The sequence below is a fragment of the Pseudomonas sp. HD6422 genome, assembly GCF_025377065.1.
In the GTDB taxonomy this organism is placed as follows: domain Bacteria; phylum Pseudomonadota; class Gammaproteobacteria; order Pseudomonadales; family Pseudomonadaceae; genus Aquipseudomonas; species Aquipseudomonas putida_U.
Map to the genome: position 1 here is coordinate 175,339 of NZ_JAHWIW010000004.1, position 23,909 is coordinate 199,247.

21 protein-coding genes are annotated in these 23,909 nt (G+C 62.2%); 7 read left to right on the top strand and 14 right to left on the bottom strand.

Annotated features, from left to right (window positions below; translation table 11 throughout):
- Positions 1–9: 9 nt before the first annotated feature.
- Together KY379_RS04305 and KY379_RS04310 are read right to left on the bottom strand one after the other, a co-directional pair.
- Positions 10–213: a helix-turn-helix domain-containing protein gene (locus tag KY379_RS04305; RefSeq protein ID WP_261239071.1), complete on the bottom strand. Its 204-nt coding sequence runs from the start codon at positions 211–213 to the stop codon at positions 10–12.
- Between the two features lie 73 nt (positions 214–286).
- Positions 287–538: a type II toxin-antitoxin system RelE/ParE family toxin gene (locus KY379_RS04310; protein ID WP_261239121.1), complete on the bottom strand. Its 252-nt coding sequence runs from the start codon at positions 536–538 to the stop codon at positions 287–289.
- A gap of 416 nt (positions 539–954) precedes the next feature.
- On the opposite strand from KY379_RS04310, the gene KY379_RS04315 reads away from it, so the two are divergent.
- The 5 genes from KY379_RS04315 to KY379_RS04335 all read left to right on the top strand — a co-directional run bounded on the left by KY379_RS04315 (position 955) and on the right by KY379_RS04335 (position 6,090).
- The gene (locus tag KY379_RS04315) at positions 955–1,665 is read left to right on the top strand and encodes an ABC transporter permease (protein WP_133326452.1); all 711 of its coding nucleotides are present in this window, start codon (positions 955–957) and stop codon (positions 1,663–1,665) included.
- Positions 1,666–1,680: 15 nt separating this feature from the next.
- Positions 1,681–2,592 carry a glycine betaine ABC transporter substrate-binding protein gene (locus tag KY379_RS04320; RefSeq protein ID WP_133326454.1) on the top strand — a complete coding sequence of 304 codons (912 nt, stop codon included), beginning with the start codon at positions 1,681–1,683 and terminating at the stop codon, positions 2,590–2,592.
- Positions 2,589–3,242 (top strand): ABC transporter permease, encoded by a 654-nt coding sequence (locus tag KY379_RS04325; protein ID WP_261239073.1) that lies wholly within the window; start codon positions 2,589–2,591, stop codon positions 3,240–3,242. Before KY379_RS04320 ends, KY379_RS04325 begins: the two co-directional genes overlap by 4 nt.
- Positions 3,239–4,396: a betaine/proline/choline family ABC transporter ATP-binding protein gene (locus KY379_RS04330; protein ID WP_261239075.1), complete on the top strand. Its 1,158-nt coding sequence runs from the start codon at positions 3,239–3,241 to the stop codon at positions 4,394–4,396. The genes KY379_RS04325 and KY379_RS04330 overlap by 4 nt, the downstream gene beginning before the upstream one ends.
- A 530-nt stretch (positions 4,397–4,926) precedes the next feature.
- Entirely contained in the window at positions 4,927–6,090 is a 1,164-nt protein-coding gene (locus KY379_RS04335) for a type III PLP-dependent enzyme (protein ID WP_133326466.1), read from the top strand.
- A 150-nt stretch (positions 6,091–6,240) separates the two neighbouring features.
- Here KY379_RS04335 and KY379_RS04340 read toward each other — a convergent pair whose 3' ends face one another.
- Together KY379_RS04340 and KY379_RS04345 are read right to left on the bottom strand one after the other, a co-directional pair.
- Complete coding sequence (locus KY379_RS04340; RefSeq protein ID WP_261239076.1) at positions 6,241–6,990, bottom strand: tetratricopeptide repeat protein; 750 nt, start codon at positions 6,988–6,990, stop codon at positions 6,241–6,243.
- Positions 6,991–6,993: 3 nt separating this feature from the next.
- Positions 6,994–7,674, bottom strand: coding sequence for a Fe2+-dependent dioxygenase (locus KY379_RS04345; RefSeq protein WP_133326470.1), 681 nt, complete (start codon positions 7,672–7,674; stop codon positions 6,994–6,996).
- A 221-nt stretch (positions 7,675–7,895) separates the two neighbouring features.
- On the opposite strand from KY379_RS04345, the gene KY379_RS04350 reads away from it, so the two are divergent.
- Positions 7,896–10,130 carry a TonB-dependent receptor gene (locus KY379_RS04350; RefSeq protein ID WP_261239078.1) on the top strand — a complete coding sequence of 745 codons (2,235 nt, stop codon included), beginning with the start codon at positions 7,896–7,898 and terminating at the stop codon, positions 10,128–10,130.
- Between the two features lie 102 nt (positions 10,131–10,232).
- Positions 10,233–12,788 carry a sulfite reductase flavoprotein subunit alpha gene (locus KY379_RS04355; protein ID WP_261239079.1) on the top strand — a complete coding sequence of 852 codons (2,556 nt, stop codon included), beginning with the start codon at positions 10,233–10,235 and terminating at the stop codon, positions 12,786–12,788.
- 268 nt (positions 12,789–13,056) lie between these two features.
- Here the strand turns inward: KY379_RS04355 and KY379_RS04360 are convergent, their stop codons facing one another.
- The 10 genes from KY379_RS04360 to rlmN all read right to left on the bottom strand — a co-directional run bounded on the left by KY379_RS04360 (position 13,057) and on the right by rlmN (position 23,906).
- Positions 13,057–13,848 carry an amidohydrolase gene (locus KY379_RS04360; RefSeq protein ID WP_133326476.1) on the bottom strand — a complete coding sequence of 264 codons (792 nt, stop codon included), beginning with the start codon at positions 13,846–13,848 and terminating at the stop codon, positions 13,057–13,059.
- Positions 13,836–14,984 carry a pyridoxal phosphate-dependent aminotransferase gene (locus KY379_RS04365; protein ID WP_133326478.1) on the bottom strand — a complete coding sequence of 383 codons (1,149 nt, stop codon included), beginning with the start codon at positions 14,982–14,984 and terminating at the stop codon, positions 13,836–13,838. Before KY379_RS04365 ends, KY379_RS04360 begins: the two co-directional genes overlap by 13 nt.
- Positions 14,985–15,130: 146 nt before the next feature.
- On the bottom strand, positions 15,131–16,594 hold the full coding sequence (gene der, locus KY379_RS04370; protein ID WP_133326480.1) for a ribosome biogenesis GTPase Der: 1,464 nt from the start codon (positions 16,592–16,594) through the stop codon (positions 15,131–15,133).
- 117 nt (positions 16,595–16,711) lie between these two features.
- On the bottom strand, positions 16,712–17,854 hold the full coding sequence (gene bamB, locus KY379_RS04375) for an outer membrane protein assembly factor BamB (RefSeq protein ID WP_133326482.1): 1,143 nt from the start codon (positions 17,852–17,854) through the stop codon (positions 16,712–16,714).
- A gap of 1 nt (position 17,855) precedes the next feature.
- Positions 17,856–18,497, bottom strand: coding sequence for a tetratricopeptide repeat protein (locus tag KY379_RS04380; protein ID WP_133326484.1), 642 nt, complete (start codon positions 18,495–18,497; stop codon positions 17,856–17,858).
- Positions 18,498–18,536: 39 nt separating this feature from the next.
- Positions 18,537–19,826: a histidine--tRNA ligase gene (hisS, locus tag KY379_RS04385; protein WP_261239082.1), complete on the bottom strand. Its 1,290-nt coding sequence runs from the start codon at positions 19,824–19,826 to the stop codon at positions 18,537–18,539.
- 24 nt (positions 19,827–19,850) lie between these two features.
- Positions 19,851–20,960, bottom strand: coding sequence for a flavodoxin-dependent (E)-4-hydroxy-3-methylbut-2-enyl-diphosphate synthase (gene ispG / locus KY379_RS04390; RefSeq protein WP_133326488.1), 1,110 nt, complete (start codon positions 20,958–20,960; stop codon positions 19,851–19,853).
- A 3-nt stretch (positions 20,961–20,963) separates the two neighbouring features.
- A complete protein-coding gene (locus KY379_RS04395; RefSeq protein ID WP_261239084.1) occupies positions 20,964–21,989 on the bottom strand; it encodes a RodZ domain-containing protein in 1,026 nt (341 codons plus the stop codon).
- A complete protein-coding gene (gene pilW / locus KY379_RS04400) occupies positions 21,986–22,747 on the bottom strand; it encodes a type IV pilus biogenesis/stability protein PilW (protein ID WP_133326493.1) in 762 nt (253 codons plus the stop codon). Before pilW ends, KY379_RS04395 begins: the two co-directional genes overlap by 4 nt.
- Positions 22,748–22,760: 13 nt before the next feature.
- Positions 22,761–23,906: a 23S rRNA (adenine(2503)-C(2))-methyltransferase RlmN gene (rlmN, locus tag KY379_RS04405; protein WP_133326495.1), complete on the bottom strand. Its 1,146-nt coding sequence runs from the start codon at positions 23,904–23,906 to the stop codon at positions 22,761–22,763.
- Positions 23,907–23,909 lie beyond the last annotated feature (3 nt).

Genomic DNA, 23,909 nt, shown 5'->3' on the forward strand with positions numbered 1-23,909 from the left:
GGGTGGAAATCAACATGTCTCTGCGTGCTCCACCTTGGAAACGTTGCTCTGCCGGATATCGAGGCGTTCCGCCAGCCCTTCCTGGGTGATTTCCAGCTGCCTGCGCAATGCTTGCAGGGTCATCTCTTCACAGATCAATTCAAGCCCGCGGGCCTCGATTCTCGCCCTGCGGCCAGGCGAAAGCTCATTCATCACATCATCAAGCGTTTTCATAACTCAACCTCTGGACAGGTGTCGTTCAAAACGTGCATCGGCACGCTCGATTAGGCTTCGGTAAAACCTACGCTCACTGGTAATCCCCGGCTACTAACAGCAGCGCACAGCGAGAAGGGTCAAATGTGAACGCTACGCGCCACACTCCATCCCCGACGGTAAACCGCAGCTCTTTCATGTTCGAATGTCTTGAGCCCTTCAAGGTATCTACACGAGGTCGCCCCAGCGCTGGACCGCGGTATGCGAGCAGATGGAGTTGAGCCAAGAGTTCATCCTGTACCTCAAGAGTCAACCTCCCGAACTCGACCGCGAATTCGGGGCACATCCCTATTGCCCACACCGCAAATACCCCCAAAGGAATATTCCCTCAAGGAGATTTCGAGGAAATTTCAGAGGGTGATTGTGCTCAGGGAACAAATGGCTCGGTAGCAGGTAATTAAACGCCTTCAGGCAAGAAAAGCGCTGTTTTTTCGTGCGAAAAAACGCCACTACCAGTGATTAACGCTGGCCAAATGCCGCCTCAGATGGGAACCTTTACGCCCACGGAGACGTCCACTCCCTCACAAGCCGCTTCGCTTGGGGACTGGTTTCATCAGCATTTTCGGGCCCGACGGGGTTCGGCTCATGGCCTGATCGCTGCCCTCGGCAAGCATCACGCTGCTACTCGCGAACACACCGCCTGCCGCCCTCGAGGGCCGGCTACACAGAAGTGTGCTCGCCGACAACACAAGGAGTCCGCCTGTGGCTAAACGCTACGGAAAGGGGCTGTTGGGATGGGCCGCCGTGCTCGTCATCCTGGCCCTGCTGGTCCATTGGATCGGCATCGACACGATCGCACGCTACCGCGACGATCTTGGGTTCTACCTGCAAGCGCACCTGATGCTGGTGCTGGCTTCGATGGGGGCGGCGTTAGCCGTGGGCATCCCCGCCGGCATTGCCCTGAGTCGACCGCACCGGGTCGACAAAGCCGAACGCTTCATGCAGTTTTTCAATGTTGGCAACACCATTCCCCCTCTGGCCGTACTGGCCATCGCCCTGAGTATCCTGGGCATCGGCGCAGGCCCCGCGATCTTCGCCCTGTTCCTCGCCTCCCTCCTGCCGATCGTGCGCAACACCTACGAAGGCCTGAAAAACGTCCCCGCCTCACTCAAGGAAGCCGCCACCGGCATCGGCATGACGCCCCGCCAGCAACTGTGGCAGGTCGAACTGCCCAACGCCGTGCCGATCATCGTCGGCGGCGTACGCGTAGCCCTGGCCCTGAACGTGGGAACTGCCCCCTTGGCCTTCCTGATCGGCGCCAACAGCCTCGGCAGCCTGATCTTCCCCGGCATCGCCCTGAACAATCAGCCGCAACTGCTGCTGGGCGCCGCCTGCACGGCGCTGCTGGCGCTGGCGCTGGACGCCGCGGTGAGTTTCTCCAGCAAGCGCTGGCTGGAACGTGGCCTGACCTAATAAAAGAGGGATTGTATGAAGAGAAGAATCGCCTTGCTGCTGGGCGCGACCCTGCTGTTCGCAGGTTTCGCCCAAGCGGCGGACAAACCGCTGATCCGCATCGGCGCCCGGGTGTTCACCGAACAAACCGTGCTCGCCGAAATCACCGCACAGTACCTCAGGGCCAATGGTTTTGACGTCCGCGTCACCGGCGGCCTGGGCAGCAACCTCGCCCGCCAGGCACAAGAAACCGGCCAGCTCGATCTGATGTGGGAATACACCGGCGTGTCGCTGGTCTCGTACAACCATATCGAAGAACGCATGCCAAGCGCCGCAGCCACCTATGCCAAGGTCAAGGAACTGGATGCGAAAAAGGATCTGGTCTGGCTGACCCCGTCGAAGTTCAGCAATACCTATGCCCTGGGTTTGCCCAAGCAGGTCGCCGAAGCCTATCCACAGGTCCAGACCATCAGCGACCTCAACCAGGTACTGCGCGACGAGCATGATCGCAACCACCTGGTGGCGCTGGACACCGAGTTCGCCAACCGCCCTGATGGCCTGGTCGGCCTCAAGGCCATGTACGACCTGCAGGTGGGCCGCGCCAACATTCGCCAGATGGATGCCGGGCTGGTGTACACCGCCATGCGCAACAACCAGGTCTTCGCCGGCCTCGTCTATACCACGGACGGCCGCCTCAGCGCGTTCAATCTCAAGCTGCTCGAAGACGACAAGCACTACTTCCCCGACTACACCGCCGCCCCGGTGATCCGCAAAGCCGTGCTCGACGCCAGCCCTCAACTGGCCGATCTGCTCAAGCCTCTGGCCGAACAGCTTGACGACGAGACCATGCGTCAGCTCAACGCCAAGGTCGATGTCGAACACCAGAGCCCTTCCGCCGTGGCCGCTGCCTTCCTGCGCGAACACCCCCTCAGCGAGGTACAGCCATGAACCTGCTCGACACCTTCGCCCACCTCGACTGGGCCCAGGTCCTGCACCTGACCTGGCAGCACATCATGCTGGTCGGCATCGCCGTGAGCCTGGCGATCCTCATCGGTGTGCCGCTGGGCATCCTGATGACCCGCTTCCCCGCCCTCGCCGGCCCCCTGCAGGCCAGCGCCACGGTGCTGCTGACCATCCCGTCGATCGCCCTGTTCGGCCTGTTGCTGCCGTTCTATTCCAAGTTCGGCCAAGGCCTGGGGCCATTGCCGGCGATCACTGCGGTATTCCTCTATTCATTGCTACCGATCCTGCGTAATACCTACCTGGCCCTGACCAACGTCGAGCCTGGTATCCGCGAAGCCGCACGCGGAATCGGCATGACCTTCGGCCAGCGCCTGCGCATGGTCGAGCTGCCCATCGCAGTGCCGGTGATCCTCGCCGGCGTGCGCACCGCCGTGGTGATGAACATCGGCGTCATGACCATCGCCGCGACCATCGGTGCCGGTGGCCTGGGCGTACTCATCCTCACTTCCATCAGCCGCAGCGACATGTCGATGCTGCTGGTCGGCGCCGTGTTGGTCAGCCTGCTGGCCATCGTCGCCGACCTGCTCCTGCAAACCCTGCAACGTGCCCTGACTCCAGAAGGACTGCGCTCATGATCGAACTCAAGAACCTCAGCAAGACCTTCAACGTCAACGGCAAGGACGTCAAGGCCGTCGACTCTGTAAGCCTCACCGTCAACGAAGGGGAAATCTGCGTGTTCCTCGGCCCTTCGGGCTGCGGCAAGAGCACCACGCTGAAGATGATCAACCGCCTCATCACTCCAACATCCGGGCAGGTGTTCATCAACGGCGAGGACACCAGCGCACTGGACGAAGTGACCCTGCGTCGTCACATCGGCTATGTGATCCAGCAGATCGGTCTGTTCCCCAACATGACCATCGAGGAGAACATCACCGTGGTCCCACGCCTGCTCGGTTGGGACAAGCAGAAGTGCCACGACCGCGCCTGCGAGCTGATGCATATGATCAAGCTCGAGCCCAAGCAGTATCTGCAGCGCTATCCCCGTGAGCTATCCGGTGGCCAACAGCAGCGTATTGGCGTGATCCGCGCACTGGCTGCCGATGCGTCGGTGCTGCTGATGGACGAACCCTTCGGCGCGGTCGACCCGATCAACCGCGAGATGATCCAGAATGAGTTCTTCGAGATGCAGCGGGCCCTGAACAAGACCGTCATCATGGTCAGCCACGACATCGACGAGGCCATCAAGATGGGCGACAAGATCGCCATCTTCCGCGCCGGCAAGCTGCTTCAGCTGGACCATCCGGACACCCTGCTGGCGCATCCCGTGGACGAGTTCGTCAGCAACTTCGTCGGCCAGGACAGCACCCTCAAGCGTCTCCTGCTGGTACGTGCCGAGGACGCGGCAGACAACGCCCCGTCGGTCAGCCCGGAAACACCCGTGGCCGATGCCCTGGAGCTGCTGGACGAACACGACCGCCGCTACGTGGTGGTGACCGATGCGCAGAACAAAGCGCTGGGCTATGTGCGCCGCCGCGACATGCACCGCCAGCAAGGCACCTGCGGCGACTTCCTGCGTCCGTTCAACGCCACGGCCGCGCACGATGAACACCTGCGCATCCTGCTGTCACGTATGTACGAGTTCAACCGTGCGTGGCTCCCGGTGCTGGATGCCGAGCAGGTGTTCCTCGGCGAGGTGACCCAGGAGTCGATCGCCGCGTACCTGAGCTCGGGGCGATCGCGAGGGGCGAAGACCAGTATCGTGTCGCCCGCTAAAGCAGTGACTTCGTAAGTGCAATGGGGGGCGTGATGCGCCCCCTTCTTGCAAACCAGCAGTCTCCATCCACGCTCGCGGGACGCTGTTTTGTGCTGAACCCGGTGAAACCGTCCATCGGTAACAAAAAATTTACCGTTTTTTCAGTCACGGCAGCGCAAGCAATTCGTGGCCATAAATATGAACACCTGGAATGCATTCGCGGGGCAATCCCGCGCCGGGTAAGTCAGCTAATGCCCATGAAAAGGGCTTTACCCGCCAGGCGCTGAAAGCGGCTATTCCACAATTTTTTACGCTTGAAACCCGCAACGGAACATCAGGCCGCCCCATCAGTCGATTATTCAAACGGCTGCTCGTCGTTCGGCGACGATCCCGCCCGGATTGCCTGTTGATTCTGCATTCTTCACGCCCTAAAGTGCGCGCCGAACGTCCATGCTGGAAACGATCCATCCGGCTCAAGTACTGAGTAGGCGAACCAAAGTGGGGATACGGAGGACGTTCAGTTTGCAGCCACTTAAACATTCAGTTTGCCCATGGAGTCCCTGAGCATGTCGATCCAGGTCGAAGACTATTTCGCACGTGAAACCTTCCAGAAAATGAAGGCGTTCGCCGACAAGCAGGAAACCCCGTTCGTACTCATCGACACCCAGATGATCAGCCAGGCCTACGACGACCTGCGTGCAGGTTTCGAATTCGCCAAGGTCTACTACGCAGTCAAGGCCAACCCGGCCGTCGAGATCATCGACCTGCTCAAGGACAAAGGCTCGAACTTCGACATCGCCTCGATCTATGAGCTGGACAAGGTGATGAACCAGGGTGTAAGCGCCGATCGCATCAGTTACGGCAACACCATCAAGAAATCCAAGGACATCCGCTACTTCTACGAGAAAGGCGTTCGCCTGTACGCCACCGACTCCGAAGCCGACCTGCGCAACATCGCCAAGGCCGCTCCGGGCTCGAAAGTGTACGTGCGCATCCTCACCGAAGGCTCCACCACTGCCGACTGGCCGCTGTCGCGCAAGTTCGGCTGCCAGACCGACATGGCCATGGACCTGCTGATCCTCGCCCGCGACCTGGGCCTGGTGCCTTATGGCGTGTCGTTCCACGTCGGTTCCCAGCAGCGCGACATCAGCGTCTGGGATGCGGCCATCGCCAAGGTCAAGGTGATCTTCGAGCGCCTGAAGGACGAAGACGGCATCGAATTGAAGATGATCAACATGGGTGGTGGCTTCCCGGCCAACTACATCACCCGTACCAACAGCCTCGAGACCTATGCCGAGGAAATCATCCGCTTCCTGAAGGAAGACTTCGGTGACGACCTGCCGGAAATCATCCTCGAACCTGGCCGTTCGCTGATCGCCAACGCCGGTATCCTGGTCAGCGAAGTGGTGCTGGTCGCCCGCAAGTCGCGCACTGCGGTCGAGCGTTGGGTCTACACCGACGTGGGCAAGTTCTCCGGCCTGATCGAAACCATGGACGAGTCCATCAAGTTCCCGATCTGGACCGAGAAGAAAGGCGAGATGGAAGAAGTGGTCATCGCCGGCCCGACCTGCGACAGCGCCGACATCATGTACGAGCACTACAAGTATGGCCTGCCCCTGAACCTGGCCATCGGCGACCGCCTGTACTGGCTGTCGACCGGCGCCTACACCACCAGCTACAGCGCGGTGGAATTCAACGGCTTCCCGCCGCTGAAAGCGTTCTACCTGTAACGCACGACGGGGCCGAAAGGCCCCGTCTTCTTTTGTGAATCTTTCCCGGCCTCTTAGCGGGCAAGCCCGCTCCCACAGGATCCACTCTGGCTCGGGCACGGTGGCGTTGTGGGAGCGGGCTTGCCCGCGAAGAGGCCAGTACAGACAACCTCACTCGCCGCGCCGTTCCAGCTCCTCGGCATAGCGTGCAGCGAAGGTCATCAACACAGGCCCTGCCTTCTGCAAGGTCACCAAGGCAGCGCGCAGGAAATTGCCATTGCCCTCCACCCTGGCCTTCTCCAGCCAAGGCGCGGCCTCACTTACCTGACCGCGCTCGACCAATACCATCGCCAAGCTGAACATCCCGCGGAAGTCCCCCGCCTCGGCCGAACGTCGGTACCAGCGTACCGCTCGCGCCGGGCTGGGCGCGGTGGCAATGCCCTGTTCCAGGTAACGCCCGTACAGGTTCATCGACTTGGCATGGCCCAGATGCGCACCTTTCTCATAGCAGACCAATGCCTGCGCCTGGTTGGCCGGCACGCCCCGTCCGGTGGCGAGCAGGTTGCCAAGGTTGTACAGCCCCCAATCGAGGCCGGCATCAGCCGCACGGGCGTAATGGATGGCCGCCTGGGACAGGTTGGTCTCGCCGCCCCAGCCATGCTCCAGGCACCGCCCAAGCATGTTGTGCGCCATGGCGTTGCCACGCTGCGCGGCGATGCCGAACCAGCGCCGTGCGACGCTGCAGTCCTGCTCGATGCCGCGACCATCAAGCAGGATCTGTCCGAGCAACAGCTGCGCCTCGACCACCCCCTGCCCCGCTGCCGCCAGGATCGCCTGGGCAGCCCTGCCCGGACTGCCTTCGAGCATGGCCTTCAGCTCGGCGATATCCACCACTTGCTCACGACGCAACGGATAGGACACGGGTCAAACCTCGGCCCAGCGGCGCAGCAGATTGTGATAGGTGCCGGTCAACTGCAGCAATGAAGGATGATCGGGCACATCGGTCGCCAGTTGCTGGATGGCCGTGTCCATCTCGAACAGCAGCGCGCGCTGGCTGTCCTCGCGAATCAGGCTCTGGGTCCAGAAGAATGCCGCATAACGAGCGCCACGGGTCACCGGATTGACCTTGTGCAGGCTGGTGCCGGGGTACAGCACCAGATCACCCGCAGCCAACTTCACCTGCTGCACGCCGAAGGTATCGTGGATCACCAGCTCGCCGCCGTCGTAGCTCTGCGGATCGCTGAGGAACAACGTCGAGGAAAGGTCGGTACGCACCCGTTCGGCGCTACCCTTGGGCTGGCGCAGGGCATTGTCGATGTGGAAATCGAAACTACCGCCCTCGCGGTAGCAGTTGATCAGCGGCGGAAACACCTTGTGCGGCAGGGCAGCCGACATGAAGCGTGGATTGCGCCACAGGCGTTCGATGAGCGCACTGCCGATTTCCTTGGCCAAGGCGTGCCCTTCGGGAAGCTGCAGGTTGTACTTGGCCTTGGCCGATTGATACCCGGCCGTGGCCTTGCCATCTGCCCAGTCGGCCTGTTCGAGGGCCTCGCGGATACGCACGAGTTCAGCGTCGTCGAACAAGCCGGGGATGTGAAGCAGCATGGCGGCGGCACCGTAAGAATGTGTTAAGGCGCCAATGATATTGATTCCCTTTTACGTCACACAAGTCCTTTTGCGACCTTTGACGTTTCAGCAGATGTAAACCGGAAAGGTAAATTGTAAAGATTGTAAATTCTTCACGAATGGTAACTAATCTCAATTGTGACTTACAATTGCTTACATTAACATCCGCGGCCTTCACACCTTGGGGAAGGTCTACAACAATGACTCACGTACCATCTGCAGCAGCTTCGCCCCGCCGGATCGCCTCGGCGATCGGCGTTGCCATCTCTGCCGCATCTTCTGGGCAAATGGCCCTGGCTGCCGACGCCGACAACAGCGCCGTGGTATCGCTGGACGCCACCAGCGTCAATGCGACCGAAGATGTCAGCCGCTACAAGACTGACGTCTCCAGCTCGAAAAAATACACCGCGCCCCTGCGCGAGACGCCCAAGAGCGTTACCGTCATTCCCCAACAGGTGATCCGCGACACGGCTGCCACCAGCCTGGTGGATGCGCTACGCACCACGCCAGGCATCACCTTTGGTGCCGGTGAGGGTGGCAACCCGGCTGGAGACCGTCCAATCATCCGCGGCTTCAACGCCGAGAGCGATGTGTTCGTCGATGGCATGCGCGATGTCGCATCGCAGAGCCGGGAGATCTTCAACGTCGAGTCGATCGAAGTGAGCAAGGGCCCTGGTTCGGCATTCACCGGCGCCGGCTCGACCGGCGGCAGCCTCAACCTGGTGACCAAGACCGCCAAGCTCGGTGACAGCTACAACGGCGGTTTCACCTGGGGCTCGGACCAGACCAAGCGCACCACCCTGGACCTGAACAAGCAGCTCACCGACACCGCAGCGTTGCGCTTGAACCTCATGAAGCATGAAGCCAATGTCGCCGGCCGTGACGACGTGGATGTCAGCCGCTGGGGTGTCGCCCCGTCGTTCGCCTTCGGCCTGGGCACCGACACCCGCGTGACGGTCGGCTACTACCACCTCAAGACCGACGATATGCCCGACTACGGCATTCCATTGAACCGCAGCGCCGATCGCAGCAAGTACAACGTCGACGGTCCCGCCCATGTCGATCGCGACAATTTCTACGGTTTGAACGATCGCGACTACCGCAAGACCAGCAACGACAGCGGCACGATCCGCATCGAACACGACCTGAACGAAAACCTCACGCTGTCCAACAGCTTCCGCATGTCGCGCTCGACGCTCGACTACATCGTCACCAACCCGGACGATAGCAAGGGCAACGTGGCCAACGGTACGGTGTATCGCGCGACGAAGAACCGCAACTCCACTTCCAAGGGCTGGGTCAACCAGACCGACCTGAGCGCCAAGTTCAATACCGGCTTCATCGAGCACAGCCTGGTGACCGGCCTGGAGTTCACCTACACCGATACCCACAACCGGGGTTACAGCATCACTTCGGCAGCCGGCACCGTCTGCACCCCAGCGTTGCTGGCCTCGGGCGACTGCACCAGCCTGTACGATCCGTCGCCGGACGACAGCTGGTCGGGCACCATCGCCGACAGCAAGGCATTCACCGATACCGACACCAAGACCAGCGCGGCGTATGTGTTCGATACCCTGACCTTCAATGACCAATGGTCGCTGAATCTGGGTCTGCGCTACGACGACTATCAGACCAAGTCCAGTGGCTACAGCAACGGTGGACGAGGTTCGGTAGCAGGCGAGTTCTCTCGCGAGAACAACGCACACCTGTGGAACTACCAGGTCGGCGTGGTCTACAAGCCCCTGCCCAACGGCAGCATCTATGCGGCCTGGTCGACCTCGAGCAACCCATCTGGCGAATCCAGCGGCAACGGCGGCCTGGAACTGGCCACCAACAACAGCAACCTGGACCCGGAACGCAACCGCAACTACGAAATCGGCACCAAGTGGGACTTCTTCGACGAGAACCTGTCGCTGACCGCCGCGCTGTTCCGTACCGACAAGACCAACGCCCGGGTTACCGACCCCGACAATGCGACCTACCAGGTCCTGGACGGTGAGCAACGTGTACAGGGCGTGGAGCTGACCTACTCGGGTAACCTGACCAGCAAGTGGAAGGTCTACGGCGGCTATACCTACATGGAAAGCGAGATCGTCAAGACCACCACTGCGGCCAACGAAGGCAATCACATGCCGAGCACGCCACGCAACAACTTCACCTTCTGGTCGACCTACGACATCGTTCCACAGCTGACCATCGGCGCCGGTGCCACGTTCGTCGACTCGCGCTTCGGTGATGAAGCCAACTCGGTGGAAGTGCCTTCCTACTGGCGCTACGACGCCATGGCCACCTATCGCCTGACCAAGAACGTCGACCTGCAGCTCAACGTGCAGAACCTGACCGACAAGCGTTACTTCGATCAGGTCTTCGCCCCGCATTATGCTCACGTTGCCCCAGGACGTACCGCCCTGATGAGCGCGAACTTCCACTTCTGAGGTCTTGCCCGCGAACCCCGCTCATTCCAGTGAGCGGGGTTTTTTCGTATCGAGGCATAATGCACCCCGCGCAGGACGCGGTAGCGATACAAGGTGATCGATGTGTTGAAAAAGACGCTGTTCCAGTTGCACTGGTTCTTCGGCATCACCGCCGGCCTGGTGCTGGCCTTGATGGGCATCACCGGGGCCCTTTATTCATTCCAGGAAGAGCTGCTGCGCGCCTTCAACGCCGACGTGCTCACGGTCCAGGTGCGCCCTGAGGGGGTATTGCCGCCCGCCGAACTGGTACGCCGGGTCGAGGCCGAACAGGGCGAGAAGGTGTCGATGCTGTGGGTGGATGTCCGCGAAGGCAACGCCGCTCGGGTCTTCTTCACCCCGCCCCCTGGTGAGCGCCGTGGCGAACTGCGCTATGCCGACCCCTACACCGGCGATCTCAAGGGCGAGGCCACCGGGCAAGGCTTTTTCAACCTGATGCTCCAACTGCACCGATTCCTTGCCATGGGCAACACGGGCCGGCAGATCACCGGTGCCTGCACCCTGATGCTGGTGTTCTTCTGCCTCTCTGGGCTGTACCTGCGCTGGCCACGCAAAGCCCTGAGCTGGCGTACCTGGCTGACGCTGGATTGGGCCAAGAAGGGCCGCGCCTTCAACTGGGACCTGCACGCGGTGGCCGGGACCTGGTGCCTGTTGTTCTACCTTCTGTTCGCGTTGACGGGGCTGTTCTGGTCCTACGAGTGGTATCGCGAGGGCCTCAACCGGCTGCTGGCTGACCAACCAGCAGCCGGTGAGCAGCACAAGCGCGGAGAAGGCCGAGGCCGTCACGGGCCCCAGAAAATCGACAAGAACGCGCCACCGCTGGTGGTCGACTACGACGCCATCTGGGCCACCCTCCAGCAAACGGCGGGCTCGGGCCTGGCGACCTACAACTTGCGCCTGCCACCGGCCGGTGGCCAACCGGCGAACCTGTTCTATCTGCAGGATGACGCCGCACATCCACGGGCCTTCAACACCTTGGTGATCGACCCGGCCACCGGCCAGATCAAGCGCCAGGAACGCTACGACGACAAGTCGTTCAAGGCGCAATTGCTGCAAAGCGTCTACGCGTTGCATGTGGGCGAATACTTCGGCCTACCGGGGCGAATCATCCTCACCCTCGCCAGCCTGAGCATGCCATTGTTCTTCGTCACCGGCTGGCTGCTGTACCTCGACCGCCGGCGCAAGCAGCGCAAAGTGCGCGCAGCCCGAGGAAACATCGGCAGCACGGCGGCCAGCGGCGACAGCTGGTTGATCGGCTTCGCCAGTCAGAGCGGCTTTGCCGAACAACTGGCCTGGCAGAGCGCCGCGCAGTTGCAGGCCGCCGGACTGCCGGTGCAAGTCCGCGCCCTGGCCGACGTCCGTGAGCACGACCTGCGGCAAACGCGTCGCGCGCTGTTCGTGGTCAGCACCTTCGGTGACGGCGAGGCGCCCGACAGCGCCCGTGGCTTCGAACGCAAGGTGCTGGGCCAGCCCTGGGCCCTGAACGACCTCAGCTACGCCCTGCTCGCCCTGGGCGACCGCCAGTACCCGCACTTCTGCGGCTTCGCCCGGCGCTTGCAGGCTTGGCTCGGTGAACGTGGTGCCAGCGCCGCGTTCAGCCCGATCGAGGTCGACAATGCCGATCAGGCGGCCCTGCAACAATGGCAGCAAGAACTGGCGCAACTGACCGGCGCACAGCCCGTGGCCGCCTGGCAACCGCCAAGCTTCGGCAATTGGAGCCTGGTCCGTCGCGAGCGGCTCAATCCCGGGAGCCAAGGCCAGCCGGTGTACCTGCTGGGTTTGCAACCTGAACAGCCCGCCAGTTGGGAAGCCGGCGACCTGGTGGAGATCCTGCCGCTCAATAGCCAGCAACGCATCAGCACCTTCCTCACTGGCCTGGCGCTGGACGCCGACGCGGCGGTTCAGGTCGACGGCCTGACTGAAACGCTGGTCCAGGCCCTGGCCGGACGGCAATTGCCAAGCCGTCGCGACCATCTGATCGGCCTGCATGGGCAAGCCCTGGTCGATGCGCTGGTACCGATCGGCAGCCGGGAATATTCGATTGCCTCGATCGCCAGCGATGGCGTGCTGGAGCTGATCGTGCGCCAGGAACGCCATGCCGATGGCGAGCTGGGCCTGGGGTCGGGTTGGCTTACCGAGCACCTGCCACTGAACGGCACCCTGAACCTGCGCCTGCGTCGCAACAGCGGCTTCCATCTGCCGGAGCATTCGGCACCGATGATCCTGATCGGCAACGGCACCGGCCTGGCCGGGCTACGCAGCCTGCTCCGGGCGCGGATCAACAGCGGCGAGCGACGCAACTGGCTGCTGTTCGGCGAGCGCAACCGGGCCTATGACCTGCTGTGTGGCGATGAATTGCAAAGTTGGCTGGCAAGTGGTGACTTGGCGCGCCTGGATCTGGCGTTCTCACGGGACCAGACGGAAAAGATCTATGTGCAGGATGTGCTGCTCGAGCACGCCGATGAATTCAAGCGCTGGATCGACGAGGGTGCTTGCGTGTATGTCTGCGGCAGCCTGCAAGGCATGGCCGCGGGAGTGGATGCAGCGCTTCATGACATGCTCGGTGATGCTGCGGTACAGCAGCTGATCGAGGATGGGCGGTATCGGCGGGATGTGTACTGAGCGGGAACCGATGTAGCCAGCACTGCCCTCTTCGCGGGGCAAGCCCGCTCCCACAGGTACCCCACAGAATTAAAGGGCTGTGGAGATCCTGTGGGAGCGGGCTTGTCCCGCGAAGAGCCCGGTAGTGTCCCAGTGCAGCTCGAAGGTATCGGCACCGCTGTAAACACCCTATCCGCCTCGCCTGCGCTCCCGCAGGTACCCCACAGAATTAAAGGGCTGTGGAGATCCTGTGGGAGCGGGCTTGTCCCGCGAAGAGGCCGGTAGTGGCTCAGTGCAGCTCGAAGATATCGGCATCCAGGTTGGCCGGGAACCGGCTCCGATAGCTGGCCAGGTCCGCCGCACTCAGCACCGCTGTGAACACCCCATCCGCCTCGCCTGCGCTCAACAGGCTCTCGCCCTGGAAGTCCAGTACCTGGCTGTCGCCGGAGTAGGCGAAGCCCTTGCCATCGGTGCCCACCCGATTCACCGCCGCGACATAGCACAGATTCTCGATGCCCCGTGCCGGCAACAGCCGATTCCAGTGCTGACGGCGCGCTGCCGGCCAGTTGGCGGTGTACAGCAGCAGGTCGGTGTCTTGCGCGTCACGGCTCCACACCGGGAAGCGCAGGTCGTAGCAGATCAACGGACGCACGCGCCAGCCCTTGACTTCGAACTGCACCTGACGTTCGCCTGGGGTGTAGTGTTTGTGCTCACCGGCCATGCGGAACAGGTGACGCTTGTCGTAAAACAGGATCTCGCCATCCGGGCGTGCCCACAACAGGCGGTTGCGATGACTGCCATCCGCTGCCTGGACGATCAGGCTGCCAGTGATCACCGCACCGACCTTCGCTGCCTGGGCCTTCAGCCACTTGTAGGTCGGACCATTCTCAGGCTCCGCCAGGCGCTCGGACTCCATGGAGAACCCCGTCGTGAACATCTCGGGGAGAATCACCAGGTCAACGTCACCGACCTGCTCGAGCAGCACCTCGAAGTGCGCGTGGTTGGCTTCGCGGTCGTGCCACGCCAGAGTGGTCTGCACCAGGGCGATTTTCAGATTGGGCAGTTGGCTCAGATCGCGCATAGTTTTTCCGCCGCCTGACGCAGCGTCTCCTCTCGTTTGGCAAAGCACAGGCGCACCAGGCGTTGCTCAGGAATGGGTTGCTGGTAGAACACCGACACCGGGATGGTCGCCACGCCGTGCTCACGCGTGAGCCACAGGGCCATGTCGACGTCGTTCAGGTCTGGGCGGATCTGCGAGTAATCCACCAGCTGGAAGTATGTACCCGCCGTGCGGGTAAAGCGCAGACGCGAGTCTTCCAGCAGGTCGCAGAACAGATCGCGCTTGGCCTGGTAGAAGCCCGGCAGCTCGTCGATGTGCTGCGGATGCTCGGCCATGAAATCGGCCAGCGCGCACTGCAAGGGTGTGACACCGCAGAAGTTGACGTATTGGTGCACCTTGCGCAGCTCGGCGCTGAGGGCCACTGGCGCGATCACATAGCCCGTCTTCCAGCCAGTCACGTGGTAGGTCTTGCCGAACGAGCTAACCACGAAGGCGCGGGCAAACAGCTCGGCGTGGGCCAGCACGCTGGCATGGCGCACGCCGTCGTACACCAGGTGTTCGTAGACCTCGTCGCTGATCAAATAGATATCGCGATCGGCAATCAGCCGCGCGAGCTGATCAAGGTCTTCGCGGGTGATCAGTGCCCCGCTGGGGTTGTGTGGCGAGTTGAGAATGACCATGCGTGTGCGCGGACTGAGCGCATCGCTGAACGCCTGCCAGTCGATGCGAAAATCGCCATCGCTCAATCGCACATGCACGCAGCGTCCGCCAGCCAGGGTCACCGAGGGCGCATAACTGTCGTAACAAGGGTCGAAAACGATCACTTCGTCACCCGCCTGAATCACCGCCTGGATGGCACAGAAGATCGCTTCGGTGGCACCTGGGGTGATGGTCACCTCCTGGTCGGCGTCAACCTTTGCGCCATACAAGCGCTCGACCTTGGCCGCCACTTGCTGGCGCAGGGCCGGCAAGCCAGTCATTGGTGCGTACTGGTTATGCCCTGCGGCGACGTGTCGGCCAACCGCATCGAGCAATGCTTGCGGGCCGTTGAAATCGGGGAAACCTTGGGAAAGGTTGAGCGCGCCGGTTTGCGCGGCGAGCTGGGACATGGTGGTGAAGATGGTCGTGCCGACATTCGGCAGTTTGCTGCGAATCATGGAGCCCTCTTTCCTGGGGTGGATCCGGCACGGGGGAGTCCGAGCATAGCGGATCGAGCAGTCAGGAAAAAGGTTGAAACAATGAGTGATTGCGTTGAATCAAAGAGCCTCTCCGCGGGCGAACCCGCGGAGAGGTCGACACGAAATCAGCGCTTGTCGCGGCGCTTCTTCTCGGCCTTCTTGTGGTGCGACATCAGGCGACGCTTCTTGTTGACCTGGCGATCGGTGAGGGTGTTCTTCTTGCCCTCGTAGGGGTTCTCGCCACCCTTGTACTCGATGCGGATCGGCGTACCGACCAGCTTCAACACGCGACGGTAGGTGTTTTCCAGGTACCGCGAGTACGACTTCGGAATCTTGTCGGTCTGGTTGCCGTGGATCACGATCAGCGGCGGGTTGGCCCCGCCAAGGTGCGCGTAGCGCAGCTTGATGCGACGACCGTTGACCAACGGCGGCTGGTGCTCGCTGACCGCGTCCTCGAGGATCTGCGTCAGACGGCTGGTCGGCCAGCGGGTGACCGCCGACTTGAACGCAGCCTGCACCGACTTGTACAGATGCCCGACGCCTGTGCCGTGCAGAGCCGAAATGAAGTGGATATCGGCAAAGTCGACGAAGAACAGCCGGCGCTCCAGTTCTGTCTTGACGTAGTCACGCTCGCCCGGCTCCATGCCGTCCCATTTGTTCAGGGCAATGACGATGGCACGGCCGGCTTCCAGGGCAAAACCGAGCAGGTTGAGGTCGTGGTCGACCACCCCTTCGCGGGCATCCATGACGAAGATCACCACGTTGGCGTCCTTGATCGCCTGCAGGGTCTTCACCACCGAGAACTTTTCAACTTCCTCGTGGATCTTGCCGCGCTTGCGCACGCCTGCGGTGTCGATGAAGGTGTACTTCTCGCCATCGCGCTCGAAGGGGATGTAAATACTGTCGCGGGTAGTACCGGGCTGGTCGTAGACCACCACACGCTCCTCGCCGAGCATGCGGTTGACCAAGGTCGACTTGCCCACGTTCGGGCGACCGATGATGGCGATCTTGATGCCATCCTTCTCGCTCGGACCCGGGATGCGCGTCGCTTCCTCGCCTTCGGCGACCTCTTCGTCGAGCGCTTCTTCCTCGGCGTCACGCGGAATGTGGCCGAGCACGGCCTCCATCAAGGCGTTGATGCCACGGCCTTGGGAGCCCGCCACCGGAATGGCGTTGCCCATGCCCAGCGGAGAGAACTCAGCGCGAGCGACGTCGGCATCGATGTTGTCGATCTTGTTGGCGACCAGGATCGCTTCTTTGTTGCGCTTGCGCAGGTGCTCGGCAATCATCTGGTCGGCGGCGGTCATACCGGCGCGGGCGTCGACCAGGAACAGTACGTAGTCGGCTTCTTCGATGGCCATGAGCGACTGCTCGGCCATCTTTTCGTCCATGCCGACTTCATCGCCGGTGATACCACCGGTGTCGATCAGGATGTAGGAACGACCCTGCCAGGAGGCATCGCCATACTGGCGATCACGGGTCAGGCCCGACAGGTCGCCGACGATGGCATCGCGGGTCTTGGTCAGTCGGTTGAACATGGTGGATTTGCCGACGTTCGGCCGTCCCACCAGGGCGATTACGGGAACCATGCGGCTCTCCACTCTTGAATTCTAGAAAATGCAAAGGCCGCTGCAAGGCAGCGGCCGGAGTTCGTGCGGCGTGTCCTACGCCGCAGCTTGAAGCCCGCCAAGGCCTCAAGCATAGCTTCAGCGGATGGTCAGTGCCTCGAGCTTGCCGCTGTTGCCGAAGACATAGATGGTGTCGCCCACCACCAGGGGCCGGGCGCGCAGCCCATCGCTGTCGATCCGCTCACGACCGACGAAACGACCGTCGACCTGGCTGAGCAGATGCAGGTAACCCTCGAAGTCACCTACTGCCACGTAGCTGGAGAACACTTCCGGGGCAGTCAGCTGGCGACGGGCCATCGAATCGTTGCTCCACAGTGCGCTGGAGGACCGCTCATCGACGCCCTCGACCGTGCCGCTGGCCTCACTGACGTAGACGTTGCCGAAGCCCTGGGCGACACCCACGTAGCTGGATGCATCGCGCTGCCACAGCACCCGACCGCTTTCCAGGTCCAGGCCGGCGACCCGGCCCTGGTAGGTGCTGACGTACAGGGTGCCACCGGACAGCAGCAGGCCGCCATCGATGTCGACTACACGATCGAGCTCGGAGCGCCCCTGTGGAATCGCCACGCGGCTCTCCCACACCGGGACGCCGTTGTTGATGTCGACGGCCACCACCTTGCCGGTGGACAGACCGGCGACGGCCAGGCGGTTGGTGGCAATCGGCGCGCCGGTGCCACGCAGGGTCAGCACTGCCGGGGTGTTTTCGTAGATCCAGCGGCGGTCGCCAGTAGTGGCGTCCAGGCCGATCAGGCGATCGTCCTGGGTCTGCACCACCACCACGTCACCATTGGTGGCCGGCGGCGCCAGCACCTCACTGGTGACACGCGAGCGCCAGCGCTCCTCGCCGGTGCTGGAATCGAGGGCGATCACCTCGCCCTTGAGGGTACCCAGCATGAGCAGGCCGTAGCCTACGCCGACAGCTCCGGATACCGGCAGGTCCAGGTCCTTGTTCCACACCACCTTGCCGGTGACCCGATCAAGGGCATAGACATCGCCATGGACGTCGGAGGCGTAGATGCGGTCGTTCTCGATCGCCGGCACCAGGGTATTGTAGGTCTCGCCCTGGCCATCACCGATCGAACGGCTCCACTGCTTCTTCAGCACGACTTCCTCGGTGAACTTGGTCAGCTCGGCCGGTGGCAGTTCCTTCTTGCTGTTGCTGCTGCAACCTGCGGCCAGAACGGCCAGGGTCAGCACTGCTGCTTGTTTCCAACCGATCACGTCACGCGTCCCCTTTGGCAAGGTCGTCCAGCTTCAGTTGCAGGCCACCGACCGCGGCGTCATCCGACAGCGCAGCCTTGGCTTTTTCATAGGCGTTGTGGGCATCGTCGGTACGACCGAGCTGTACCAGCAGGTCACCCTTCAATTCTTCGCGACTGGCCAGGAAAGCCTTGTCGGTGTCACCGTCGAGCAGCTTGAGTGCGTCTTCGGCCTTGTTCTGCGCGGCCATCACACGAGCCAGACGCTGACGCGAGATCTCACCCAGGGTCACGTCGGCCGGCTTGTCCAGCACGCCCTTGAGCTCGGCGGCGGCGTCATCGAGCTTGCCGGTCTCGACCGCGACCTTGGCTACGAACAGGCTGCCGTACTGGGCATAAGCGGTGCCGCCGTACTCGCTCTTGAGCTTGCCGGACAGCTCGGCGACCTTGGTCGCATCAGGCTGGCCGCTTGGCGTCAGGCTGGTTTCCAACAGGGCCTGGTACAGCTGCGAGGCACCTTGCGACTGGTTGTTCTGGTACTTGTGCCAGGTGTTCCAGCCCAGCACCACCACACCTGCCAGCAGCGCGCCAGTCAGCAGCGGCTTACCATTGCGGCTCCACCAGTCCTTGATCCCTGCCAGTTCATCATCATCAGTACTCGACACCCCAATACTCCTTTTCGCCTATTCGCTTGTTGAACCGCGTTACGCTTGAGCGATCGCGGTTTCCAGGTGCTCAGCCAGAGCATCCCAGGCAATGTTCTGTTGTTCGCCCTGGCCGCGCAGGGGCTTCAGGCCGATCTCTTGCTTGGCCAGCTCATCGTCACCGAGGATCAGGGCGAACAGCGCTCCGCTTTTGTCGGCCTTTTTGAACTGGCTCTTGAAACTGCCACCGCCGGCATTGACCGCCAGGCGCAGGCCCGGCAGACGGTCGCGCAGGCTCTCGGACAAGCGCAGACCGGCAAGCTCGGCTTGTTCGCCAAAGGCGCACAGGTAAACATCGATCTGGCGGTTGATCGACTCGGGCACCTTGTCCAGGGTCTCCAAGAGCAGGATCAGACGTTCGATACCCATGGCGAAACCTACGCCCGGCGTCGGTTTACCGCCCATTTGCTCGACCAGACCATCATAGCGGCCGCCAGCGCATACCGTGCCTTGGGCACCCAGCTTGTCGGTAACCCACTCGAACACGGTCTTGCTGTAGTAGTCCAGGCCGCGCACCAGTTTGGTGTTGATCACGAACGGAATGCCAGCGGCGTCCAGGCGTGCCTTGAGGCCGGCGAAGTGTGCACGCGAATCCTCGTCCAGGTAGTCTTCGAGCTTCGGCGCGTCGACAAGCACCGCCTGGGTGCCCTGGTCCTTGCTGTCGAGGATACGCAGCGGGTTGCTCTTCAGGCGACGCTGGCTGTCTTCGTCGAGCTGCTCCAGACGCGCCGAGAGGAACTCGACCAGCGCATCACGATAACGCGCACGGGCCTCGCTGGTGCCCAGGCTGTTGAGTTCGAGCTTCACCGCATCCTGGATGCCCAACAAGCCCCACAGGCGCCAGGTGAGCATGATCAGTTCGGCATCGATGTCCGGTCCGTCGAGGTTGAACACTTCGACACCGATCTGGTGGAACTGGCGATAGCGCCCCTTCTGCGGGCGCTCGTGGCGGAACATCTGGCCGATGTACCACAACTTCTGCACCTGGCCGTTGCCAGTGATGCCGTGCTCGAGCACGGCGCGCACGCAGGCGGCGGTACCTTCGGGGCGCAAGGTCAGGGAGTCGCCGTTGCGGTCCTCGAAGGTGTACATCTCTTTTTCGACGATGTCGGTGACTTCACCGATCGAACGCTTGAACAGCTCGGTGAACTCGACGATCGGGGTGCGGATCTGGCTGTACCCATAGGTATCCAGCAGGCCGGCCACGGTGCCCTCGAAATAGCGCCACAGGGGTGACTGCTCGGGCAGGATGTCGTTCATGCCACGGATGGCTTGCAGCGATTTGCTCACGAAATGTCCTTACGAATCTGTGTGTCAGCCACGGGCGATCAGCGCCGCGTCGGCTTCGGCCTTTTCAGCCGCTTTCTGGCGGATGAGTTTTTCCAGCTCATCGACCAGGTTGTCATTGGTCAGCTTCTGCGACGGCTTGCCGTCGATGTAGACCAGGTTCGGCGTACCGCCAGTCAGGCCCACATGGGACTCCTTGGCTTCACCCGGGCCGTTGACCACGCAACCGATGACCGCGACGTCCAGCGGTACCAGCAGGTCCTCCAGGCGCCCCTCCAGCTCGTTCATGGTCTTGACCACGTCGAAGTTCTGTCGCGAGCAGCTCGGGCAAGCGATGAAGTTGATTCCTCGCGAGCGCAAGTGCAGCGACTTGAGGATGTCGTAGCCGACCTTCACTTCCTCGACCGGATCGGCGGCCAGAGAGATGCGAATGGTGTCGCCGATCCCCTCGGCCAGCAGCATACCCAGGCCGACGGCGGATTTCACCGTTCCCGAACGCAGGCCGCCCGCTTCGGTGATACCCAGGTGCAGAGGCTGCACGATCTGTTTGGCCAACAGGCGGTACGCTTCGACGGCCATGAACACGTCGGAGGCCTTGACGCTGACCTTGAAGTCCTGGAAGTCCAGGCGGTCGAGGTGCTCGACATGGCGCAGGGCCGACTCGACCAATGCCGCCGGGGTCGGTTCGCCGTACTTCTTCTGCAGGTCCTTTTCCAACGAGCCTGCATTGACGCCGATACGAATCGGGATGCCGCGGTCGCGTGCGGCATCGACTACCGCGCGCACGCGGTCTTCGCGGCCGATGTTGCCCGGGTTGATGCGCAGGCAGTCGACGCCCAGTTCGGCCACGCGCAATGCGATCTTGTAGTCGAAATGGATATCGGCAACCAGCGGCACGCTGACCTGTTGCTTGATGCGGCCAAAGGCTTCGGCCGCGTCCATGTCCGGCACCGAGACGCGCACGATGTCGACACCGGCGTCGACCAGACGCTGGATCTGCGCCACGGTGGCCGCCACGTCGTTGGTGTCGGTGTTGGTCATGCTCTGCACCGCGATGGGGGCATCGCCACCCACCGGCACATTGCCGACCCAGATTTTGCGGGATTCGCGACGTTTGATCGGAGATTCGCCGTGCATGACTTACTGTCCCAACTTCAGGCGAGCAGTCTCGCCACTGGTGAACGGGGCGACATCGACGGCCTGGCCGTTGTAGCTGACCTGGGCGCCGCGGGCGAAGCCCAAGCGCACCGCGAACGGTGGCTTGCCGGTCAGGTCCAGGTTATCGCCCTTGCGCTTGATGCCGCTGAACAGCACCTTGCCGTTGCCGTCGGTGACCTGGGTCCAGCAATCGGCAGTGAATTGGATCGCGACCTTGCCGCTGCCGGCAGGCACCATGGCCTCGGTGGCAACGGCGTTGGCAGACGGTGCGCTAGCCGGTTCCGAAACGCCCGGAGTGGCCGGCGCAGATGCCGGGGCCGACGGTTCCACGGGTGCAGGTGCCGAGGTCACGCTGGCAGGGTTGCCAGGGTTCGCAGCGGTATCGACCTCGGCCGCAGGCGCCGCTTCGCTGGAGGTGCCATCAGCCTGCGCGGCACTGTTCGATTCCAGCGGCAACGGAGCGGCTTCGGGCTGCTGGCCAGCAGTCACTGCCTGGTCTTCAGGCTCGTCCAGCGGATGAATCTGAGTGGTGCCGTCGGCGCTTTCGACCTCGACGTGTTCCAAAGCCATCTTGGCCAGGTCCTTGCCGCGCAGGCTGCCCTGGTCCTGCCACCAAACGAAACCACCCCCCACCACGGCGACCAGCAACAGCAAGCTGACGCCACGCAGGATATTGTGCGACAACCGCATTGGCTCCTCGATGCGGCCCAGCGAGTGCACCTCGCTGCCCTTGGCATGGGTACCGGTGTATTGGTCGAAGGCGGCAACCAGAGGCGCCTGGTCCATGTCCATCAGCTTGGCATAAGCGCGAATGTACCCACGGGCGAAGGTATGCCCCGGCAACTTGTCGAAGGCGCCGGTTTCCACGTGGTTCAGCGAACTTACGGTGAGGTTCAGCTTACGGGCCACCTCGGCTTGCGACCAATCCCGTTTCTCGCGGGCCTGGCGCAACAGCTCGCCGGGGTTCTGGCCAGTCGCTGCTGCTACTTCGGGATGCGCGGCTTTCATCGTTGCTCCGACAGGTATTGCTGATATTCCGGCGTACCGGGATAAAGTCGTTGTAATTGCTGGCCCAGTTCGGCCTGCGTGCCCTGCTCGTCGAACACCCTGGCAAGGCGAATGCCCAAGAGGAGACTACGGGCGCCATGGTCGCTCAACTGGCTGAAACGATCGTAGTAATCCCGGGCCGGCACATAATGCCTGTTTTCGAAGGACAACTCAGCCATTTCCAGCAATGCCCTGGGCTGCCGTGGGTTGAGTTGCAATGCCTTGGTCAGGTATGCGTGTGCCTGCTCGCGGGCATCGAGCCGCAAGGCCGTCAGGCCGAGGTTCTCGTAGACCCGCGAACGTTCAGGATACAGGGTATCGGCACTGGCCAGGCGAAACATCTGCTCAGCTTCGGGGAAACGCTGCTGAGCATATAGGAAACTGCCGTAGTTGTTGCGAATTCGCGTGTCATCAGGGCGTGCCGCGAGCGCTTGGCGAAAGTGCGATTCGGCCAGCGCCGGCTCTGCTTCGGCGGCAAAGACCAAGGCAAGTGCAGCATGGGCATCGGCATCACGGGGCTCGAGCGCCAGGGCCTTGGCCAACGGCGCTTTGGCCTGCTCGGTCATACCCTGTTGCAAATAGCCCAGCCCCAACTGCACATATGCCCGCCCTGCCTCGGCCCGTCCCTGGCTGTTGGCCAGGGGATGATGCGCGCCACCCGACACACAGCCGGCCAGCAGCGAAAGCGCAAGGATCGACAGCGCAGCGCGCAGGCTCATGGCAGGCCCGGACTCAGTGGCGCACGGCGCTGTCTGGAAGCTCAGCGTCGGCGGACAGCTGGCGTACGGCGATGTAACGCTCACTGCGGCGGGTACGGTCATTGACCTGGCCGACCAGCTGACCACAGGCGGCGTCGATGTCGTCGCCCCGGGTGGTTCGGGTGGTCACGTTGAAACCACCGTGGTGCAGCAGGTCCTGGAAACGACGGATCGCGTTGTTGCTCGGCCGCTCGTAGCCCGAGTGCGGGAACGGGTTGAATGGAATCAGGTTGATCTTGCACGGTACATCGCGCAGCAATTCGATCATCTGCGCAGCATGCTCAGGCTGGTCGTTGACATCCTTGAGCAGGGTGTACTCGATGGTGAGCACGCGCTTGCCACCCAGGGTCGCCATGTAGCCCATGCACGATTCCAGCAGCATCTTCAGCGGATACTTCTTGTTGATCGGTACCAGTTGGTTGCGCAGCTCATCGTTGGGTGCGTGCAGCGACAGGGCCAGAGACACGTCGATGTGCTTGGCCAGCTCGTCGATCATCGGCACCACGCCCGAGGTGGACAAGGTGACGCGACGCTTGGAAATGCCATAGCCCAGATCTTCCATCATGATCTTCATGGCGGCGATGACATTGTCGAAATTCAGCAGGGGCTCACCCATGCCCATCATGACCACGTTGGTAATCGCGCGGTCGATCTTGGCCGGGACGGTCCCGAAGGATTTGTTCGCAAGCCACACCTGGCCGATGACTTCGGCGGCGGTGAGGTTGCTATTGAAGCCTTGCTTGCCGGTGGAGCAGAAACTGCAGTCCAGAGCGCAGCCGGCTTGCGACGAAACGCAGAGGGTGCCGCGGTCGTCGGTGGGGATGTAGACGGTTTCGACGCAGCTGCCGGAGGCAACGCGGACCACCCACTTGCGGGTGCCGTCGGCGGAAATGTCTTCACTGACCACTTCCGGACCCCGAATCTCGGCAACGGCCTCGAGCTTTTCGCGCAAGGCCTTGCCGACATTGGTCATGGCGGCGAAATCGTCGACGCCATAGTGGTGAATCCATTTCATGACCTGACCGGCACGAAAACGCTTCTCTCCGATGGACTCGAAGAATTTTTCCATTTCCTGCAGGGTCAGGCCCAACAGGTTGATCTTGCCAGTCATGTCACTCATGGA

Bases quoted from the DNA above. Each gene is read 5' to 3' on its own strand.
- KY379_RS04365 (WP_133326478.1), bottom strand. From the start codon at position 14,984: ATGATTCGCAGCAAACTGCCGAATGTCGGCACGACCATCTTCACCACC.
- KY379_RS04360 (WP_133326476.1), bottom strand. From the start codon at position 13,848: ATGCGCGATCTGAGCCAACTGCCCAATCTGAAAATCGCCCTGGTGCAG.
- KY379_RS04335 (WP_133326466.1), top strand. From the start codon at position 4,927: ATGTCGATCCAGGTCGAAGACTATTTCGCACGTGAAACCTTCCAGAAA.
- KY379_RS04310 (WP_261239121.1), bottom strand. From the start codon at position 538: ATGTGCCCCGAATTCGCGGTCGAGTTCGGGAGGTTGACTCTTGAGGTA.
- KY379_RS04350 (WP_261239078.1), top strand. From the start codon at position 7,896: ATGACTCACGTACCATCTGCAGCAGCTTCGCCCCGCCGGATCGCCTCG.
- KY379_RS04330 (WP_261239075.1), top strand. From the start codon at position 3,239: ATGATCGAACTCAAGAACCTCAGCAAGACCTTCAACGTCAACGGCAAG.
- der (WP_133326480.1), bottom strand. From the start codon at position 16,594: ATGGTTCCCGTAATCGCCCTGGTGGGACGGCCGAACGTCGGCAAATCC.
- rlmN (WP_133326495.1), bottom strand. From the start codon at position 23,906: ATGAGTGACATGACTGGCAAGATCAACCTGTTGGGCCTGACCCTGCAG.
- pilW (WP_133326493.1), bottom strand. From the start codon at position 22,747: ATGAGCCTGCGCGCTGCGCTGTCGATCCTTGCGCTTTCGCTGCTGGCC.
- KY379_RS04305 (WP_261239071.1), bottom strand. From the start codon at position 213: ATGAAAACGCTTGATGATGTGATGAATGAGCTTTCGCCTGGCCGCAGG.
- KY379_RS04320 (WP_133326454.1), top strand. From the start codon at position 1,681: ATGAAGAGAAGAATCGCCTTGCTGCTGGGCGCGACCCTGCTGTTCGCA.
- KY379_RS04395 (WP_261239084.1), bottom strand. From the start codon at position 21,989: ATGAAAGCCGCGCATCCCGAAGTAGCAGCAGCGACTGGCCAGAACCCC.
- KY379_RS04345 (WP_133326470.1), bottom strand. From the start codon at position 7,674: ATGCTGCTTCACATCCCCGGCTTGTTCGACGACGCTGAACTCGTGCGT.
- KY379_RS04325 (WP_261239073.1), top strand. From the start codon at position 2,589: ATGAACCTGCTCGACACCTTCGCCCACCTCGACTGGGCCCAGGTCCTG.
- ispG (WP_133326488.1), bottom strand. From the start codon at position 20,960: ATGCACGGCGAATCTCCGATCAAACGTCGCGAATCCCGCAAAATCTGG.